The organism is Noviherbaspirillum aridicola (genome assembly GCF_019656455.1).
Classification (GTDB): Bacteria; Pseudomonadota; Gammaproteobacteria; order Burkholderiales; family Burkholderiaceae_D; genus Noviherbaspirillum; species Noviherbaspirillum aridicola.
The window spans coordinates 255,771-274,285 of sequence record NZ_BPMK01000002.1 but is presented as its reverse complement, the minus strand read 5'-3'; the positions used below and the strand labels follow the sequence as shown (position 1 = coordinate 274,285).

Annotated in this window: 22 protein-coding genes; 17 read left to right on the top strand and 5 right to left on the bottom strand. The window is 65.4% G+C overall.

The features are described 5' to 3' along the window. Window positions 1-50: 50 nt before the first annotated feature. Window positions 51-1,703: an ABC transporter permease gene (locus NCCP691_RS03140; protein ID WP_220806785.1), complete on the bottom strand. Its 1,653-nt coding sequence runs from the start codon at window positions 1,701-1,703 to the stop codon at window positions 51-53. An 82-nt stretch (window positions 1,704-1,785) separates the two neighbouring features. Here NCCP691_RS03140 and NCCP691_RS03135 point away from each other — a divergent pair, with 82 nt between their 5' ends. The 13 genes from NCCP691_RS03135 (at window position 1,786) to ureG (ending at window position 13,840) form a co-directional block, all read left to right on the top strand. Next, window positions 1,786-2,883, top strand: coding sequence for an ABC transporter ATP-binding protein (locus NCCP691_RS03135; RefSeq protein WP_220806784.1), 1,098 nt, complete (start codon window positions 1,786-1,788; stop codon window positions 2,881-2,883). A 295-nt stretch (window positions 2,884-3,178) separates the two neighbouring features. Beyond that, window positions 3,179-4,432 (top strand): urea ABC transporter substrate-binding protein, encoded by a 1,254-nt coding sequence (urtA, locus tag NCCP691_RS03130; protein WP_220806783.1) that lies wholly within the window; start codon window positions 3,179-3,181, stop codon window positions 4,430-4,432. A 120-nt stretch (window positions 4,433-4,552) separates the two neighbouring features. After that, the gene (urtB, locus tag NCCP691_RS03125; protein WP_220806782.1) at window positions 4,553-6,157 is read left to right on the top strand and encodes an urea ABC transporter permease subunit UrtB; all 1,605 of its coding nucleotides are present in this window, start codon (window positions 4,553-4,555) and stop codon (window positions 6,155-6,157) included. Continuing rightward, window positions 6,154-7,236, top strand: coding sequence for an urea ABC transporter permease subunit UrtC (gene urtC, locus NCCP691_RS03120; protein WP_220806781.1), 1,083 nt, complete (start codon window positions 6,154-6,156; stop codon window positions 7,234-7,236). The genes urtB and urtC overlap by 4 nt, the downstream gene beginning before the upstream one ends. Further along, a complete protein-coding gene (gene urtD, locus NCCP691_RS03115; protein WP_220806780.1) occupies window positions 7,233-8,078 on the top strand; it encodes an urea ABC transporter ATP-binding protein UrtD in 846 nt (281 codons plus the stop codon). The genes urtC and urtD overlap by 4 nt, the downstream gene beginning before the upstream one ends. A 2-nt stretch (window positions 8,079-8,080) precedes the next feature. Next, a complete protein-coding gene (urtE, locus tag NCCP691_RS03110) occupies window positions 8,081-8,779 on the top strand; it encodes an urea ABC transporter ATP-binding subunit UrtE (RefSeq protein ID WP_220806779.1) in 699 nt (232 codons plus the stop codon). A 40-nt stretch (window positions 8,780-8,819) separates the two neighbouring features. Beyond that, entirely contained in the window at window positions 8,820-9,644 is an 825-nt protein-coding gene (locus tag NCCP691_RS03105) for an urease accessory protein UreD (RefSeq protein WP_238482287.1), read from the top strand. 28 nt (window positions 9,645-9,672) lie between these two features. After that, the gene (locus tag NCCP691_RS03100; RefSeq protein WP_220806777.1) at window positions 9,673-9,975 is read left to right on the top strand and encodes an urease subunit gamma; all 303 of its coding nucleotides are present in this window, start codon (window positions 9,673-9,675) and stop codon (window positions 9,973-9,975) included. An 8-nt stretch (window positions 9,976-9,983) separates the two neighbouring features. Continuing rightward, window positions 9,984-10,292 carry an urease subunit beta gene (locus NCCP691_RS03095; RefSeq protein WP_220806776.1) on the top strand — a complete coding sequence of 103 codons (309 nt, stop codon included), beginning with the start codon at window positions 9,984-9,986 and terminating at the stop codon, window positions 10,290-10,292. Then, window positions 10,289-11,989, top strand: coding sequence for an urease subunit alpha (gene ureC, locus NCCP691_RS03090; protein ID WP_220806775.1), 1,701 nt, complete (start codon window positions 10,289-10,291; stop codon window positions 11,987-11,989). Before NCCP691_RS03095 ends, ureC begins: the two co-directional genes overlap by 4 nt. Before the next feature lie 11 nt (window positions 11,990-12,000). Continuing rightward, window positions 12,001-12,510 carry an urease accessory protein UreE gene (gene ureE, locus NCCP691_RS03085; RefSeq protein WP_220806774.1) on the top strand — a complete coding sequence of 170 codons (510 nt, stop codon included), beginning with the start codon at window positions 12,001-12,003 and terminating at the stop codon, window positions 12,508-12,510. A 1-nt stretch (window position 12,511) separates the two neighbouring features. Beyond that, a complete protein-coding gene (locus tag NCCP691_RS03080; protein ID WP_220806773.1) occupies window positions 12,512-13,192 on the top strand; it encodes an urease accessory protein UreF in 681 nt (226 codons plus the stop codon). A gap of 12 nt (window positions 13,193-13,204) precedes the next feature. Further along, the gene (gene ureG / locus NCCP691_RS03075; protein WP_220806772.1) at window positions 13,205-13,840 is read left to right on the top strand and encodes an urease accessory protein UreG; all 636 of its coding nucleotides are present in this window, start codon (window positions 13,205-13,207) and stop codon (window positions 13,838-13,840) included. A gap of 188 nt (window positions 13,841-14,028) precedes the next feature. Here the strand turns inward: ureG and NCCP691_RS03070 are convergent, their stop codons facing one another. Then, window positions 14,029-14,826, bottom strand: coding sequence for a competence/damage-inducible protein A (locus NCCP691_RS03070; RefSeq protein ID WP_220806771.1), 798 nt, complete (start codon window positions 14,824-14,826; stop codon window positions 14,029-14,031). A gap of 33 nt (window positions 14,827-14,859) precedes the next feature. Then, entirely contained in the window at window positions 14,860-15,687 is an 828-nt protein-coding gene (locus tag NCCP691_RS03065; protein WP_220806876.1) for an EI24 domain-containing protein, read from the bottom strand. Between the two features lie 137 nt (window positions 15,688-15,824). Here NCCP691_RS03065 and NCCP691_RS03060 point away from each other — a divergent pair, with 137 nt between their 5' ends. The 4 genes from NCCP691_RS03060 (at window position 15,825) to NCCP691_RS03045 (ending at window position 17,200) form a co-directional block, all read left to right on the top strand. After that, a complete protein-coding gene (locus NCCP691_RS03060; protein WP_220806770.1) occupies window positions 15,825-16,133 on the top strand; it encodes a hypothetical protein in 309 nt (102 codons plus the stop codon). A gap of 48 nt (window positions 16,134-16,181) precedes the next feature. Then, on the top strand, window positions 16,182-16,538 hold the full coding sequence (locus NCCP691_RS03055) for an FKBP-type peptidyl-prolyl cis-trans isomerase (RefSeq protein WP_220806769.1): 357 nt from the start codon (window positions 16,182-16,184) through the stop codon (window positions 16,536-16,538). A 96-nt stretch (window positions 16,539-16,634) separates the two neighbouring features. Then, window positions 16,635-16,838 carry a hypothetical protein gene (locus tag NCCP691_RS03050; RefSeq protein ID WP_220806768.1) on the top strand — a complete coding sequence of 68 codons (204 nt, stop codon included), beginning with the start codon at window positions 16,635-16,637 and terminating at the stop codon, window positions 16,836-16,838. A gap of 107 nt (window positions 16,839-16,945) precedes the next feature. Beyond that, window positions 16,946-17,200, top strand: coding sequence for an acyl-CoA-binding protein (locus tag NCCP691_RS03045; RefSeq protein ID WP_220806767.1), 255 nt, complete (start codon window positions 16,946-16,948; stop codon window positions 17,198-17,200). A gap of 48 nt (window positions 17,201-17,248) precedes the next feature. Here the strand turns inward: NCCP691_RS03045 and NCCP691_RS03040 are convergent, their stop codons facing one another. After that, window positions 17,249-17,524, bottom strand: a complete 276-nt coding sequence (locus NCCP691_RS03040; RefSeq protein ID WP_220806766.1) for a polyhydroxyalkanoic acid system family protein — start codon at window positions 17,522-17,524, stop codon at window positions 17,249-17,251. Further along, complete coding sequence (locus NCCP691_RS03035) at window positions 17,524-18,513, bottom strand: 2-hydroxyacid dehydrogenase (protein WP_220806765.1); 990 nt, start codon at window positions 18,511-18,513, stop codon at window positions 17,524-17,526. Before NCCP691_RS03035 ends, NCCP691_RS03040 begins: the two co-directional genes overlap by 1 nt. Between the last annotated feature and the right edge of the window lie 2 nt (window positions 18,514-18,515).

Here is an 18,515-nt window from a genome sequence, read left to right as displayed (position 1 = left end):
CCATGAAAGCCCCGCACCGCGGGGCTTTTCTTTTTCAGCGGATTCTTTTTTCAGCGGCTGCCGCGGGCAATGGCGCGGGCCAGGGCAATCACCGGCAGGAATGCGATCATCACGATGGTGAAAGCAGGCAGCGCGGCTTCGCCGAGTCGCTCGTCCGATGCGAGCTGATGGGTGATCACCGCCAGGGTGTCGAAATTGAAAGGCCGCACGGTCAGCGTGGCCGGCAGCTCCTTCACCACATCGACGAACACGAGCAGGCCGGCCGTCAGCAGGCTGCGCCACAGCAGCGGCGCATGCACCCGCCACAGCATGCCGAGGGGCCCCTGCCCGAGGATGCGGGCGCTCGCGTCCATGCTCGGCGTGATCTTCACCAGGCCGGCCTGCACGCTCTGGTAGGAGACGGACAGAAAGCGCACGAGATACGCATATACCAGCGCCACCACGCTGCCGGTTAGAACAAAGTTCATCCCGCGCTCGGCACCCCAGGCATCGATCCGCGCCAGCGGAATCAGGATGCCCACCGCGATGACCGCCCCCGGCACCGCATATCCCATGCTCACCACGCGGTTGCTCAGCGCCTGCAAAGGACTGCGGCCCAGCCGGGCCGCATAGGCGAGCAGCAGGCAGATCAGCACCGCCGCGAGCGCGGTGACCCCGGCCAGCAGCACGCTGTTGGACAGCCACTCCAGGTAGCGCTGGCTGAAGCCGATGGTTTCCTCGCGCCGCATCAGGCGGAAGAGGATGGCCACGGGGATCACGAAACCGAGCAGGATGGGAAATGCGCAGAACAGCATGGTGCCCAGCGCCTGAAGTCCGTTGAGGCGGGCGGTGACCTCTCCGCGCGCGCGGCCGCCCACCGCGTAGTAGCGCGCGCGGCCCCGGCTTTTCTGCTCCAGCACCATGAGCAGGGTGACCGCCAGCAGCAGCACCGCCGCGATCTGCGCCGCCCCGGTGCGATCGGAGAAGGTGTACCAGGACTTATAGATGCCGGTCGTGAGCGTCGGCACGCCGAAGTAGGCGACCGCGCCGTAGTCGGCCAGGGTCTCCATCAGCGCAAGCGCGATGCCGGCGGCCGCCGCCGGACGGGCCAGCGGCAGGCTGATGGTGAAGAAGGCGCGCCAGGGGCCGACCCCGAGCGTGCGGGCCGCGTCCCACATGCGAGGACTGCGCTCCAGGAAGGCGTTGCGCGCGAGCAGGTACACATACGGATAAAGCACCATGGCGAACAGGATTCCGGCGCCGCCCACCGACCGTACCTGCGGAAACCAGTAATCGCCGGCCTGCCAGCCGAACAACCCGCGCAATCCGGTCTGCACCGGCCCGGAAAACTGCAGGAAATCGGTATAGGCATAGGCCACGACGTAGGCCGGCATTGCCAGCGGCAGCACCAGCGCCCATTCGAAAAACCGCTTGCCCGGAAAGTCGAACGCGGCCACCAGCCAGGCGCAGCCGACGCCGCCCGCCCCTGCCAGGAGCGCCACGATCAGGGCGATCATCAGGCTGTTGCCGATGTACTCGGGCATCACCGTGGACCAGAGATGGCTGAAGGTGTCGCCGGTTTCCGCCGGCACGCCGGTGACGAGGTTGGACAGCACGCCGAAGATGGGCGCGCCCACCAGGAATGCCACGACCAGGGACGCAATCAGCAGCGGATGGACACTGCCGCGGAACGCGCCGGGCAGGCGAAAGACGGGATTGCGCATGAATTCTGCGGGAAATTGATGCTGTTACTCTGAATGAGAATTATAATCAATATACTGTTTCACCCCCGCAATTATCGACTCCATGCTCGTCGCACCTCCCTCCAGCACTCACCTGATCGTCGAATCCATCCGCGTCGGCTACGCGCAGGGAAGCCGGACGCATGAAATCGTGCACGGCCTTTCCTTCAGCCTGGGCCGAGGGGAGATCGGCTGCCTGCTCGGTCCCTCGGGCTGCGGCAAGACCACGGTGCTGCGCGCGATTGCCGGCTTCGAAGGCGTGATCGACGGGCGCATCGCGCTCGGCGGGCGCGAACTCAGCCGCGCCGGTCACACCGCGCCGCCGGAGACGCGCCAGGTCGGCGTGGTGTTCCAGGACTATGCCTTGTTTCCGCATCTCTCGGTGTGGGAAAACGTCGCCTTCGGCCTGCTCAAGCTGCCGCAGTCGGTGCGCAAGTCGCGGGTCGAACGCCTGCTGGACCTGGTCGGCCTCGGCGCCCACGCACGCCAGTATCCGCACGAACTGTCCGGCGGCCAGCAGCAGCGGGTCGCCCTCGCACGCGCGCTGGCGCCTCAGCCCGACCTGCTGCTGCTGGACGAACCCTTCTCCAATCTCGACGTCGACCTGCGCGAGCGCCTGGCGCAGGAAGTGCGCGACATCCTGAACGAACTCGGCACCACCGCGGTGCTGGTCACCCACGACCAGCACGAGGCTTTCGCCATCGCCGACAGGATCGGCGTGATGCAGGAGGGCGTCATCGTGCAGTGGGACGACGCCTACAACCTCTATCACCGGCCGGCCAACCGCTTCGTCGCGGACTTCATCGGCCAGGGCGTATTCGTGCCCGGCAACGTGGATCTGCCGGCGCAGAAAGTCTGCATCGAACTCGGCAGCCTGCCGCTATGGCAGGGGATCGACTTCTGCGCCACCGGCGAGCGCGAGGGCGGCCAGGTCGACGTGCTGCTGCGCGCCGACGATGTCATCCACGACGACGCCAGCCCGCTGCAGGCCGAGGTGGTGCGCAAGGCATTCCGGGGCGCCGAGTTTCTGTATACATTGAAGCTCCCGAGCGGACAGAAGCTGCTCGCGCTCGTTCCCTCGCACCACGATCACGCGCTCGGCGAAAAGATCGGCATCCGTCTCGGCGCCGATCATGTGGTGACCTTCCCCCCCGCGGCCTGAGCGTCGCCGGACCCGCCTCGCGCGACCTGTGCCGCTAGCCGTTGCCGCGCTTGAGGCCGCGCAAGCCGCGCACTGAGCGGACGCGCGCCGGCGCCTTCCTCTGCACCAAATGCATTCACCGCGCTGCGAAAGTCGTAGCGCAAGCACCATTTCGAGACACTGCGCACCGCAATCGACCGCGCGGCGCATGAAAAGAGGGTGTCCGGTTTGGGGCGCCGGTGGCACGCAAACTGCTAAAGCTTGCCTGCGAGCTATCGCGTGTCTGTCGACCCCAATAATCACCTCAGGAGCAAAAATGTCTCGTCGCACCCTCTTGAAAGCGACCGCTGCCGGCGCTTTGATGCTTACCGCCTCTGCCTGGATGCCTCAAGCCCTGGCCGCCGACACCATCAAGGTCGGTATTCTTCATTCGCTGTCCGGCACGATGGCGATCTCCGAAACTTCGCTCAAGGACGTCGCCCTGATGACGATCGAGGAGATCAACGCCAAGGGCGGCGTGATGGGCAAGAAGCTCGAGCCGGTGGTGGTGGACCCGGCTTCCAACTGGCCGCTGTTCGCGGAGAAGGCGCGCCAGCTGGTCACGCAGGACAAGGTGGCGGTCGTGTTCGGCTGCTGGACCTCGGTGTCGCGCAAGTCGGTGCTGCCGGTGTTCAAGGAGCTCAACAGCCTGCTCTTCTATCCGGTGCAGTACGAAGGCGAAGAGCTCGAGAAGAATGTGTTCTACACCGGCGCCGCGCCCAACCAGCAGGCGATCCCGGCGGTGGAATACCTGATGTCCAAGGAAGGCGGCGGTGCCAAGCGCTTCGTCCTGCTCGGCACCGACTATGTCTATCCGCGCACCACCAACAAGATCCTGCGCGCCTTCCTCAAGTCCAAGGGCGTGAAGGATTCCGATATCGATGAGGTCTACACGCCTTTCGGCCACTCCGACTACCAGACCATCGTCGCCAACATCAAGAAGTTCTCGGCCGGCGGCAAGACCGCGGTGATCTCCACCATCAACGGCGATTCCAACGTGCCCTTCTACAAGGAGCTCGGCAATGCGGGCCTGAAGGCGACCGACGTGCCGGTGGTGGCTTTCTCGGTCGGCGAGGAAGAGCTGCGCGGCGTCGACACCAAGCCGCTGGTCGGCCATCTCGCGGCCTGGAACTACTTCCAGTCGGTGAAGAACCCGGTCAACAATGAGTTCATCAAGAAGTGGAAGGCCTACGCGAAAGAGAAGAAGCTACCGAACGCCGACACGGTCGTGACCAACGATCCGATGGAAGCCACCTACGTCGGCATCCACATGTGGAAGCAGGCGGTCGAAAAGGCCAAGTCGACCGACACCGACAAGGTGATCGCGGCGATGGGCGGCCAGACCTTCAAGGCACCGTCCGGCTATGAGCTGACGATGGACAAGTCCAACCATCACCTGCACAAGCCGGTGATGATCGGCGAGATCCGCCCCGACGGCCAGTTCAACGTGGTCTGGAAGACCAAGGGCCCGATCCGCGCGCAGCCGTGGAGCCCGTTCATCGAGGGCAACGAAGCCAAGCAGAAGATGTAATCGCCCTGTCCGCTCCCCACTCGGGAGCGGCAGCGGACGCACGCGGGCCGGAGCGTGGCTCCCTGTTCCACACTCCGGCTTTTTTGCGCCCGCCATCATTGCATCGCCCAGGATCCACCCATGAAAATGCTGAGAAAACTGCTTGTCACCGGATGGCTGTGCGCAACGGCGCTCACGGCCGAGGCGGCGATCGACCCCGAGCTGCTCAGGCCGCTCGCCGGCGACGATCCGGACGCCCGCATCGAAGCGGTGAACAAGATCGCGACGCTCGCGAACGAGGAAGCATTCACGCTGCTGAACGCACTCAAGAATGACAACCTGTATGCCACGCCCGACGGCGACGTGCTGATCGTCGAGGACGACAAGGCGACCGATCCGGCGACCGGCAAGACCGGTCCGGTGCCCGAGGGCGTCGACGGCATCATGGTCAACAACCGGCTTCGCGGCGCGCTCGATGGCGCGCTGTCAGGCTTCGCGCTGCTGTCCGAAGACCGCGGCCAGCGGCTCGGCGCCGCGCTGGCCATGCAAAGGAATGCCGACCCGGGCCAGCTGCCGATGATCACCAGGGCGCTGGAGAAGGAACAGGATCCGGAGATCCGCCGCGCCCTCGGACTTGCCGCCGCCACCGCCAGCCTGCAGTCGCCCGATCCCGCCGTGCGCAAGGCGGCCGTCGAGGCGCTGGCCGACAGCCCGAATGCCGCGGTAAAGACGACGCTGATGCAGATGCTCGAGAAGAATCCGGACGGCAGCTACAGCGAAGCGGATGAATCCGTTCGCATCGCCGCGGTCAGCACTCTCAGCGCGATCAACGCACGCCAGGCACGCACGGAATTCATCGGCAACCTGTTCTACGGCATCTCGCTCGGCAGCGTGCTGCTGCTGGCGGCGCTCGGTCTGGCGATCACCTTCGGCCTGATGGGCATCATCAACATGGCGCATGGCGAGCTGCTGATGATCGGCGCCTATGCCACCTATGTCTGCCAGCTGCTGTTCCGCCAGTACCTGCCGGGCGCCGTGGACTACTATCTGCTGGCCGCCCTGCCTGCCGCCTTCCTGGTCGCCGGTGCCGTCGGCATCGCGCTGGAACGCACGGTGATCCGCTGGCTCTATGGCCGCCCGCTGGAAACCCTGCTCTGCACCTGGGGCATCAGCCTGATCCTGATGCAGGCGGTGCGCAGCCTGTTCGGCGCGCAGAACGTGGAAGTCGCGAATCCCTCCTGGATGTCGGGCGGGGTGACGGTGATGGGTTCGCTGGTGCTGTCCTGGAATCGCATCGTGATCATTTTCTTCGCGCTGGCCGTGGTCGGCGCGGTCTGGCTGATCCTGAACAAGACCCGGCTTGGCCTGTTTCTGCGCGCCGTGACCCAGAACCGCCGCATGGCCGACTGCGTCGGCGTCTCCACCGGCAGGATCGACATGCTGACCTTCGGCCTCGGCTCCGGCATCGCGGGGCTCGGCGGCGTGGCGCTGTCCCAGCTCGGCAACGTCGGGCCGGATCTCGGCCAGGGCTACATCGTGGATTCCTTCATGGTGGTGGTACTGGGCGGCGTCGGACAGCTCGCCGGCACCGTCATCGCGGCCATCGGCCTCGGCGAGGTCAACAAGTTTCTCGAGCCGATGGCCGGCGCCGTGCTGGCCAAGATCGCCATCCTGGTGTTCATCATCATCTTCATACAGAAGCGGCCGCAGGGCCTGTTTGCCATGAAAGGGAGGAGCGCGGAATGAAAGGCTCACTCTTCTCGCGTCCGGCCTGGACAGCGATCGTCGTCTGCGGCGCGGTGCTGGCCTTGCTGCCGGTCCTCAATCTGGCCTTCGAGCCGGGTCATGCGCTGCATGTGTCGAGCTATACGGTGGCGCTGATCGGCAAGTTCATGTGCTATGCGATCGCGGCGCTGGCGCTGGATCTCGTGTGGGGTTACACCGGCATCCTGTCGCTCGGCCACGGCGTATTCTTCGCGCTCGGGGGCTACGCCCATGGCATGTACCTGATGCGCGCCATCGGCAAGGACGGCGTGTATCAGAGCCATCTGCCGGACTTCATGGTCTTCCTCGACTGGAAGGCCTATCCGTGGTACTGGTCTTTCACCGACCACTACTGGTATGCGCTGGCGCTGGTGGTGCTCGTGCCGGGCGTGCTGGCCTTCGTGTTCGGCTACTTCGCGTTCCGTTCGCGCATCAAGGGGGTGTACTTCTCCATCATCACCCAGGCCATGACCTTCGCCTTCATGCTGCTGTTCTTCCGCAACGACACCGGGTTCGGCGGCAACAATGGTTTCACCGACTTCAAGCGGATCGCCGGCTTTGCGATCACCGCCCCGGAAACCAAGGCGGCGCTCTACCTGATCACGCTTGCGGCGCTGGTCGGCGCGCTGCTGCTGTGCCGCTGGATCGTGACCTCCAAGCTCGGCCGCGTACTGCAGGCGGTGCGCGATTCCGAGTCTCGGCTGATGTTCATCGGTTACAACCCGCTTTGGTTCAAGCTGTTCGTGTGGACGCTGTCGGCCGTCCTGTGCGGCATCGCGGGCGCGCTCTACGTGCCGCAGGTGGGCATCATCAATCCCTCCGAAATGTCGCCGGGGAATTCGATCGAGATGGTGATCTGGGCGGCGGTCGGGGGGCGCGGCTCGCTGCTCGGTCCCATCATCGGCGCGTTCTCGGTCAACGGCCTCAAGAGCTGGTTCACCGCCGCCTTTCCCGACCTCTGGCTGTATGCGCTCGGCGCGCTGTTCATCCTGGTGACGCTGTTCATGCCGCAGGGCGTGCTCGGCCTGGCGCAGAAATTCCGCAACAAGGAGGCAGCATGAACGACACGCTCAGGCACGGCCACCTGCAGGAGAACCCGGCGCATGCGGAGTACGGCACTTCCTACGGCCGCATCAAGCCGGAAGGCGTGGACACGACCCATGGCGCGATCCTCTACCTCGAGGACATCACCGTATCCTTCGACGGCTTCAAGGCGATCAACCGGCTGACGATGGATATTTCCGTCGGCGAGCTGCGCTGCATCATCGGGCCGAACGGCGCCGGCAAGACCACGATGATGGACGTCATCACCGGCAAGACCCGTCCGACTTCCGGCACCGCCTGGTTCGGCCAGACCATCGACCTGACCCGGCTGAGCGAGCCGGAGATCGCGCACGCCGGCATCGGCCGCAAGTTCCAGCGCCCCACGGTGTTCGAGCAGCACACGGTGTTCGAGAACCTGGAACTGGCGATGAAGATGGACAAGCGGGTGCGGCCGACGCTGTTCTTCCGGCTCAGCTCCGAGCAACAGGGCAAGATCGAGGAAATCCTGAAGCTGATCCGTCTCACCGGACAAGAGAACCGCCTCGCCGGCCTGTTGTCCCACGGCCAGAAGCAATGGCTGGAGATCGGCATGCTGCTGATGCAGGAGCCCCAGCTGCTGCTGCTGGACGAGCCGGTGGCGGGCATGTCCGACGCCGAAACCGCGCGCACCGCCGAGCTGCTCAACGAACTGCGCGGCAAGCACTCCATCATGGTGGTCGAACACGACATGGCCTTCGTCACCGAGATCGCGCAGCAGGGCAAGGTCACGGTGCTGCACGAGGGATCCGTGCTGGCCGAGGGCACCATGCAGCAGGTGCAGAACGACGAGCGCGTCATCGAAGTCTACCTGGGACGCTGAACATGCTGAATGTCGAACAACTGAATCAATACTATGGCGCAGCGCACACGCTGCGCGGCGTCTCGCTGTCGCTGCAGAAAGGCGAATGTCTCGCCCTGCTCGGCCGCAACGGGGTCGGCAAGACGACCCTGCTGAAATGCCTGATGGGCGTGCTGCCCGTGGCCAAGGGCAAAGTGGAGCTGGAGGGCCAGGACATCACCAGGCTCAAGCCGCACCAGCGCGCCGCGCTCGGCATCGCCTACGTGCCCCAGGGGCGGGAAATCTTCGCCCGCCTCACGGTCGAGGAAAACCTGCTGATGGGCATGGCGGTCAAGCCCGGCCGCGAGGCATCGAGAATACGCTGCGAGGTATTCGAGCTGTTCCCGGTATTGCGCGAGATGCTGCACCGTCGCGGCGGCGACCTGTCCGGCGGACAGCAGCAGCAGCTCGCGATTGCGCGCGCACTGCTGGCCGACCCCAGGCTCATCATCCTGGACGAACCGACCGAGGGCATACAGCCGTCGATCATCAAGGACATCGGCAAGGTCATCCGCCTGCTGCGCGAGCGCGGCGACATCGCCATCCTGCTGTGCGAGCAATACTTCGATTTCGCGCATGAGCTGGCGGACAGGTTCGTCGTGCTGTCGCGCGGCGAGGTGGTGGCGTCGGGCACCCAGGCCCAGATGGGCGGCGAGGACGTCAAGCGCCACCTGGCGGTGTAGAGGCCGGATGAGAAGCGTTCCATCAGAGACCGTAAGCCCCATGCGGGTCCACGAACCGTGGCAGGCGAGCCTGTCGCTCGGCTTCGAGAACGATGGCGGCGTCACGCGTCTCGTCGAGCGCCGGCATGCCGGTCCCTTGCGCGTGCAGAAACCGCTGTATCCGGAAGGCACGGTGCTGTGTCACGCGATCCTCGTTCATCCTCCCGGCGGCGTGGTCGGCGGCGACGAACTGCGGATCGAGGCGCGTGTCGGCGCCGGCGCGAGCGCATTCCTCACGACGCCGGGCGCAGCCAAGTGGTACAAGGCGAACGGCCGTGTGTCGAGCCAGCGCGTGCAGCTGCACGCCGGTACGGGGTCGAGCCTGGAGTGGATGCCGCAGGAGACGATTTTCTTCGACGCCGCCGCGGTCGATCTCGACACCCGCATCGACCTCTCCGGAGACGCGGTGTACATCGGCGGAGAAATCCTTTGCTTCGGCCGCACCGCGTCCGGCGAAAGCTTCAATGCCGGCCGGATTGCGCAGCGCACCGCCATCCGCCGCAACGGACGCCTGATCTGGTTCGAGCAAGGCGCGATCGATGCCGGCGGCGGCGCGATGCGCAGCGCGCTCGGCCTGCACGGCAATACGGTGTGCGCGACGTTCATCGCGGCCGGCAGGCCGCTGCCGGCGGACGGCATCGCCGCGCTGCGCGAATGCGGCGCCGGCATGAACGCCGGAGTCTCGCAGCTCAGGGCCGTCGTGGTGGCGCGCCTGCTGTGCGACTCGAGCGAAAGCGCGCGCCGCTGGATGACGCGCGCCTGGCAAGTAACGCGCCCCGCGCTGACCGGGCGCGAGGCGGTCGTCCCCCGCATCTGGAATACATGAAACCCGAAACCCGAGACGGAGAAACCCGATGGAGCTGACTCCAAGAGAAAAAGACAAGCTGCTCATCTTCACCGCGGCGCTGCTGGCCGAGCGCCGCAGGGCCCGCGGCCTGAAGCTCAACTATCCGGAGGCGGTCGCGTTGCTGAGCGCGGCCATCATGGAAGGCGCGCGCGACGGCAGAAGCGTCGCTGAGCTGATGTCCGAGGGTACGCAGATACTGTCACGCGCCGACGTCATGGAAGGCGTGCCGGAGATGATTCCGGAAATCCAGGTCGAAGCCACCTTCCCCGACGGCACCAAGCTCGTCACCGTTCACCATCCGATTCCATAGGAGCGGCCATGATTCCAGGAGAAATGCTGATACAGGACGGCGAGATCGCTCTCAACGCCGGTCGCCGGACCGCCACGGTCACCGTCGCCAACAGCGGCGACCGGCCTATCCAGGTCGGCTCCCACTTCCACTTCTACGAAGTCAACGACGCGCTGCGCTTCGACCGCGACACCGCCTACGGCATGCGGCTCAATATCGCGGCCGGCACGGCGGTGCGCTTCGAACCCGGGCAGGAACGCACGGTGGAACTGGTGGAACTGGCCGGCGACCGCAAGGTGTACGGCTTCAACGGCAAGGTGATGGGAGCGCTCAAATGACGGGAATCTCACGGCAGGCTTATGCGGAGATGTTCGGCCCCACTGTCGGCGACCGGGTGCGGCTGGCCGACACGGAATTGTTCATCGAGGTCGAGAAAGACTTCACCGTCTACGGCGAGGAAGTCAAGTTCGGCGGCGGCAAAGTGATCCGCGACGGCATGGGCCAGTCGCAGCGGGCGCATGCGGACGTGATGGACACGGTCATCACCAACGCCTTGATCCTCGACCACTGGGGCATCGTCAAGGCCGACATCGGCATCAAGGCCGGGCGCATCTTCGGCATCGGCAAGGCCGGCAATCCGGACATCCAGCCGAACGTCACCCTCGCCATCGGCGGCGCAACCGAAATCATCGCCGGCGAAGGCATGATCGTGACGGCCGGCGCCATCGACTCCCACATCCATTTCATCTGCCCGCAGCAGATCGAGGAAGCGCTGATGTCCGGCGTGACCACCATGCTCGGCGGCGGCACCGGCCCCGCGGTCGGCACCGCCGCCACCACCTGCACGCCGGGACCCTGGCACATTCATTCGATGCTGTCGGCGGCGGATGCCTTTCCGATGAATCTCGGCTTCCTCGGCAAGGGCAATGTCAGCCTGCCGCTGCCGCTGGAAGAGCAGATCCGCGCCGGCGCCATCGGCCTCAAGCTGCACGAGGACTGGGGCAGCACGCCGGCGGCCATCGACAACTGCCTGTCCGTCGCCGATCGCATGGACATCCAGGTGGCGATCCATACCGACACGCTCAACGAAGGCGGTTTCCTCGAAAACACGCTGGCCGCGTTCAGGGACCGCACCATCCACACCTTCCATACGGAGGGCGCGGGCGGCGGCCATGCGCCCGACATCATCGCCGCGGTCGGCGAAGGCAATGTGCTGCCCTCCTCCACCAACCCGACGCGCCCCTATACGGTCAACACGCTCGACGAGCATCTCGACATGCTGATGGTATGTCACCATCTCGATCCGGCGATCGCGGAAGACGTCGCCTTCGCCGAGTCCCGCATCCGGCGCGAGACCATCGCCGCGGAAGACATCCTGCACGACATCGGCGCGGTTTCCATGATGTCCTCCGACTCGCAGGCGATGGGCCGGGTCGGCGAAGTCATCATGCGCACCTGGCAGACCGCGCACAAGATGAAGGTGCAGCGCGGCCCGCTGCCCGAGGATTCCTCCCGCAACGACAATTTCCGGGCCAGGCGCTATATCGCGAAGTACACCATCAACCCGGCCATCACGCACGGCATCTCGCACGTGGTCGGTTCGCTCGAAGCCGGCAAGATCGCCGACATCGTGCTGTGGAAGCCGGCCTTCTTCGGTGTCAAGCCGTCGATGATCCTCAAGAGCGGCATGATCGCCGCCGCCCAGATGGGCGATCCGAACGCATCGATTCCGACGCCGCAGCCGGTGCATTACCGGATGATGTTCGGCGCCTACGGCGGCGGGCTGAAGACGTCCTTCACCTTCGTCTCGCAGGCGGCATACGATGCCGGCATCGGCGACATGCTCAGGCTGAACAAGCCGCTGATCGCGGTGCGCGACACGCGCGGCATCCGCAAGCGCGACATGATCCACAACGGCGCCACGCCGAAGATGGAAGTCGACGCCGAGACCTATGAAGTGCGCGCCGACGGCGAATTGCTGGTCTGCGAGCCCGCCACCGTGCTGCCGATGGCGCAACGCTATTTCCTGTTCTGATGCATAGACCGATGCTGACACTGCATACCAAACTCGAACACGCCGACCGGATAGACGGCGAACTCATCCTGCCCTACGAACTGCGCGAGAAAAGCCGCCTGCGGGCGGCCCTCGCCTCCGGCGAAGACGTGGCGGTCTTCACCGTGCGCGGCACCGTGCTGCGCGACGGCGATCTCCTGAAGGGCGACGACGGCCGCGTGGTGAAGATCCGCGCGGCGCAGGAGTCGACCTACCGGGTATCCTGCCCCGACACGCGCACCCTGCTGCGCTGCGCCTTCCATCTCGGCAACCGACATACCCAGGCACAGGTCGGCGACGGCTTCCTGCGGATACGCAAGGACACCGTGCTCAGGGAAATGCTGGAAGGCCTGGGAGCGACCGTCAGCGAGGAGAACGCGGCATTCGAGCCGGAGTCCGGCGCCTACGGCGGCGGCCATCATCACCACGGCGACGATCATCATCATCCGCTGGCGCCGATTCCGCTGCGGCAGAAAATCCACCGCCCGTCCGACAAGGCCTGAGATGCACGCGCGCGCATTGCTGCATCTGCTGCAACTCGCCAGTCCCTCGCTGCCGATCGGCGCCTACAGCTATTCCCAGGGACTCGAAGCAGCGCTCGACCGCGGCCTGGTGCGCGACCAGGCGGGCGCGCGCGCATGGATCGTCGACGCCCTGCATCATGTCGTCGCCCGCTTCGAGGCACCGGTGTTGTGGCGCCTGCTGCAAGGCTTCGCGACGCGCGACGCGCAGGCGGTCGCGGACTGGAACGAGCGCTTTCTCGCGGCGCGCGACACCGCCGAGTTCCGCGCCGAGACGGTACAGATGGGCTATTCGCTCGGCAAGCTCGCGCTCGACCTCGAACTCGGCGACGATCAGTTGCGCGACATCCTGCAGGCGCAGGCGGAGATCGCGCTGCCGACCGCCTTCGCCCATGCCGCCGTCGCGCTCGATGTGCCGCATGAGGCCGCCCTGCTCGGCGCCCTGTTTTCCTGGGCGGAGAACCAGGTGCTCGCCTGCGTGAAATCCGTTCCGCTCGGCCAGGTCGCCGGCCAGCGGATGCTCCTGTCACTGCAACCCGAAATCGAATCCGCCGCCGCCGAGGCCATGCAGCTCGGCGACGACGGCCTGTCCAACTGGTCCCCCGGCCTGTCGCTGCTGTCGATGCAGCATGAAGTGCAGTACAGCCGGCTCTACCGCTCCTGAGAAACGAGAAACATGACAACCACATCCAATCCCCTGCGCGTCGGCATCGGCGGCCCGGTCGGCTCCGGCAAGACCGCCCTGTGTGAAATGCTGTGCAAGGCCATGCGCGACCACTACGACATGGCGGTCATCACGAACGACATCTACACCAAGGAAGACATGGAGATCCTGCTGCGCGCGGATGCGCTGCCGGCAGAGCGCCTGATGGGCGTGGAGACCGGCGGCTGCCCGCACACCGCGATCCGGGAAGACGCCTCGATCAACCTGGAAGCAATCGCGCGCATGAGCGCCGATTTCCCCGACCTCGACCTCATCCTCGTCGAATCGGGGGGAGACAATCTCGCCGCCACCTTCAGTCCCGAACTGTCGGACCTCACCATCTACGTGATCGACGTCGCGGGCGGCGAGAAGATCCCGCGCAAGGGCGGCCCCGGCATCACCCGTTCCGACCTCCTGATCATCAACAAGACCGACCTCGCGCCCCATGTCGGCGCCAACCTCGACATCATGGCGAGCGACGCCAAAAGAATGCGCGGCGAACGGCCCTTCATCTTCACCAATCTGCGCAGCGGCGACGGCGTGGAAAAGGTGGTGGATTTCATCCGCAAGCAGGGGCTGCTGGATGAAGTGAAGGTGACACAGCGTTAAGCAATGGCGGAGTGGCGTGGGAATGGTCTGCGACGGCTGGCCCGGCGTGCGCAAACACTGTCCGGACTGACACCTCCGGACATTCGCCGTTTGGGCCGGCAGGGACGCCGGCCCTACTGACGCGGCGTGAGTGGTGCGGCCTCCGTGCCGGCCCGGCGGAGTTCGCACAACCACCGTCGCCAGCCCGTCTACTGACGCACATACTCCGCGCCGAAACCATCGAGCCCTTCAAGCAGCTTGCCGAATGCCTTGTCGACCTGCTCCGGATCGCCCTTCACGCCAAGCTCGATATGCGCGCGCGTCCCGGCGTCGGCCACCGTCGGCAGGCTGAACACTTTCACCAGCGGGAATTCCGCCTCGATCTCTTCCATCATCGGGGTCAGCCGCGACTCGGGCTGCCCGTACACGAGGACGGCCTTCTCCGCCCGCGGCACCTGCCGGAACAGGTGCGCATAATGGGTGTCCAGCACCCATTCGATCATCGGCCACGCCATCACGGGAAATCCCGGTACGAAATGATGGGCACCGGCGCCGTGCACGACGCGAAAACCGGGGATCTTGTTGTAGGGGTTGGGGATGATGTCACAGCCCTGCGGGAATTCGCCCATCTTCAGCCGGTGCATGTTGTCGGGCGTGTCGTATTCAGGCTCGCGGCCTTCGGCCCGCGCGACATCGGCGATCCTTTCCTCGATCAGCCGCTTCGCTTCCGGATGCAGCGCCAGCGGCACGCCGAACGCGGCCGCCGCGCACTGGCGGGTATGGTCGTCAGGCGTGGCACCGATGCCGCCGCAGGAAAACACGATATCGTCGCTCGCGATGCTGCGGCGCAGGACATCGGTGATGCGGGCGCGGTCGTCGCCCACATACTCCGCCCACGACAGTTGCAGGCCGCGCGCGTTGAGCAGCTCGACCACCTTGGGAAAATGCTTGTCGCTGCGTTTCCCCGACAGGATTTCGTCGCCGATGATGATGAGTCCGAAGGCCATGGATTTATCCGCTTGCAAAAGCTGCATTATGGATCAGTTCAGATCCTTGAGTTCGCCGGGCGCCGGCAGCCGGCCGCGCTCCGCCGCCAGCACCTGCAGGCAGTAATGCTCGAACCAGAGGCCGGTGAATACGAACACCAGCACATACAGCCAGATCGCGCCGGCGGCCAGCACCGGGAAGAAGATCACCGACAGCGCGCCGCCTAGCCAGAGCAGCGTGGGCGCCGCGCCCATGGCGCCGGTGACGGTGCCGATCAGCAGCAGGGGCCAGCGATGGCGCCGCAGGAGCGAGCGCATTTCGTCTCGGCTCGCATGCTCGGCCAGCGCGTCATACGCCATCACCCTGTACGTCAGCCAGCCCCACAGCAGGGGCTGGATCACGAAGGTCAGCGGCGGAAATAGCGACAGCGGCAGCGTGACGATCCAGAGGAAGGCGAACAGGATGAAGGAATAGAAGGCCAGCCAGAGACTGCCCAGCATGGTCCCGCCACGCCGCTTCTCCAGCGCCGGATACCATCGTCCGCCCACGTGGCGCACGATCGCCGGCATCGCCATCACGCCGACGAACACAAGCGCGGTCAGTATCATCAGCGGCAGCAGCACCCACATCGCCATCAGCGGCACCAGCACCGTGTTGAGGGCGCCCAGCCCGAACCAGCCGAGAATCTCGCCGGTGGTCGAAAAGCTGCCGGTCTCGGCGAACCAGCCATGCAGCCAGTCGATCATCGGCTGCAGCCCGAGCCAGAGCCCGACACCCCAGAGCACGATGGACACCAGGAAAGGCAGCACGGTCAGCAGCAGCATGCGCAGATGCAACTGGCTCAGCACCGCCCGGCCAAAGGAAACCGCCACCACGCGCATCATCGTTTCTTCCTCCCGCCTGCAGTCCGCCCCATCCCGTTCATCCTTTCCTTGCCGAGGGCGAACATAGCATCCGCCCAAAAATCAATCAATTCGCGCCATGAACCGCCGCGCGCGCCCGCGATCTCACACCTGCCATGTACCTGATCCAGCTCTTCCTGCCGCTGTACGACAACGACGGCGTCCGCTTGTCCGCCTCGCTGCATGCGGGGACGCGCGACGAACTCGTGGCCCGCTTCGGCGGCCTCACCGCCTATTCCCGCGCGCCCGCCGACGGTGTGTGGCAGGAGGACGAACGACACACCGTGCGCGACGAGCTGGTCATCTACGAAGTGATGAGCGACGGACTCGACACCGGTTGGTGGCGCCATTACCGGGAAGTGCTCGAGCAGCGCTTCCGCCAGCAACAGATCGTGATCCGTGCCCAGGAAATCCGGATGTTGTAAGGACTGCTACAATCGCGCGTTCATTCATTCATTCGCAAAGGAATTCCCATGCCCACCACCATGACCGCCTCCGGCCTGCAGTATGAAGACCTGACCCCCGGCTCCGGCGAAGAAGCCAAGGCAGGCCAGCATGTGACGGTGCACTACACCGGCTGGCTGCAGAACCCTGACGGCAGTGCCGGCAGCAAGTTCGATTCCAGCAAGGATCGCAACGATCCCTTCGATTTTCCGCTGGGCGCCGGCCATGTGATCAAGGGCTGGGACGAAGGCGTGCAAGGCATGAAGGTGGGCGGCGTGCGTCGCCTGATCATTCCCGCTTCCCTCGGCTATGGCGCGCGCGGCGCCGGCGGCGTCATCCCGCCCAACGCCACCCTGATTTTCGAAGTGGAACTTTTGGGCGTCTGAGCACTCTTTCCCAGAGGCAAGCCGAACGCCGGTGGTGAACAACGTACCGTCGCTGAGCCGACGGCGCGCGTTTCTTCAATCACCGGATCCGGCTTCATGCAAAACATCTTCCGGGTCGCCATCTGCGCGGCCCTGCTTCTCTCCCTCTCCGGCTGCGCGGTGGTCAGCGTGGCCGGCGCAGCGGTCACCGTGGCGTCGACCGCCGTGAGTGTCGGCGTGACCGCCGGCTCGATGGCCGTCGGCGCGGTGACGACCGTCGGCGGCGCGCTCATCGGCGACGATGACGACGAAGACGAATAATCCCGAGCCTTTCCTCTAGAGCTTTTGCTTTTTTGACTCCGCCGGCGGTGCTATGTTGTGCGTCCGTGCCGCAGCGGCGGCGCAGTCATGACAAAGAGGAGAAAAAAATGAGCCTTCAGGCCCAGTTCGAACAGGCGGTAGCCGATTCCAAGAACCTGCCCGAGCGTCCGGACAACATGACGCTGCTGCGCATGTATGCATTGTTCAAGCAGGCCAGCGCCGGCGATGCGAACGGCGACCGCCCCGGCTTCACCGACATGGTCGGCCGCGCCAAGTACGATGCGTGGGATGCGCTCAAGGGCACGTCGAAGGACGACGCTATGCAGCAGTACATCAGCCTGATCGAGGAACTGAAGGGCTGAGCCTGCTCCGGCCTGTGCGGGCTTGCGCAGGCCCGCATGATTCATCCGTCAGCCGAACACCTTGCGCATCTTCGCCGCCAGCTTCTGTTCGATGACCGGTGCGAATGACCTGAACAGGAAGCCGAGACTGACTTCCACCAGCGCCTCGTTCGGCGCCAGCACCAGCAGGCCGTTCACTCCGGGGCGCTGGAACTGCATCACGTCGCCGTTCCATTCCACCTCGACCTGATAATCGCGCGCGATCTGCTCCGCCACTTCCCGTGCCGCCCGCCTCGCTTCTTCCTGAGGCAGGTCGTGGGCATGCGCAATCCGGATGTCGGGCATCAGTCCGCGCCCTTCCACGCTTGCGGATTGAGCAGGTTGGGCGGACGCTTGCCCGACAGCGCGGCTACCAGGTTGGCCGCCGCGCATTCCGCCATCGCGCGGCGGGTCGGTTCGGAAGCGCTGGCGATATGGGGCGTCAGCACCACGTTCTTCAGTTCCAGGAAGCCGGGATCGAAGGCGGGTTCATTCTCGAAGACGTCGAGACCAGCGGCCGCGATGCGCTGCGCGCGCAGCGTTTCGATCAGCGCCTTGTCATCGACGATACCGCCGCGTGCGACGTTGACGAGCGTCGCGGTCGGCTTCATCAATGCGAGTTCGCCGGCGCCGATGGTGTGATGGGTCTGCGGCGAATACGGCAGCACCAGCATCACGTGGTCGGCGTTGCGCAGCAACTCTTCCTTGCTCACGTACTGCGCGTTGTTGGCGCGCGCTTCGATATCGGGCGAGCAGCGGGAACGGTTGTGATAGATCACCTTCATGTCGAAGCCGAGCGAGCGCCGTGCCACCGCCTGCCCGATGCGGCCCATGCCGATGATCCCCAGCGTCGATCCGTGCAGATCGGCGCCGAGGAAGCCGTTGTACGTCCATTTCTTCCACTGCCCGGCCCGCAGCCAGTGCTCAGACTCGGTCACCCGCCGCGCGGTGGCCATCAGCAGGGCCCAGGCGAAGTCGGCCGTGGTCTCGTTGAGCACGTCGGGCGTATTGGTCACCGGGATCCCGGCGCGCGTGGCGGCATCGACGTCGATGTTGTTGTAGCCGACCGCCATGTTGCAGATTGCCCTGAGGCCCGGGCAGGCGGCGATGACTTCCGCGCTCATGCGCTCGCTGGAGTTCAAGAACACGCCCTGCTTGTCCTGCAGCCGGGCGATCAGCTCCTCGCGAGTGAAGATGCGGTCGTCCTGGTTGGACTCGACGTCGAATTCGCGCGACAGGCGCTCGATCACATCGGGGAATACCGCGCGCGTGACAAGAATCTTCGGTTTGCCCATTG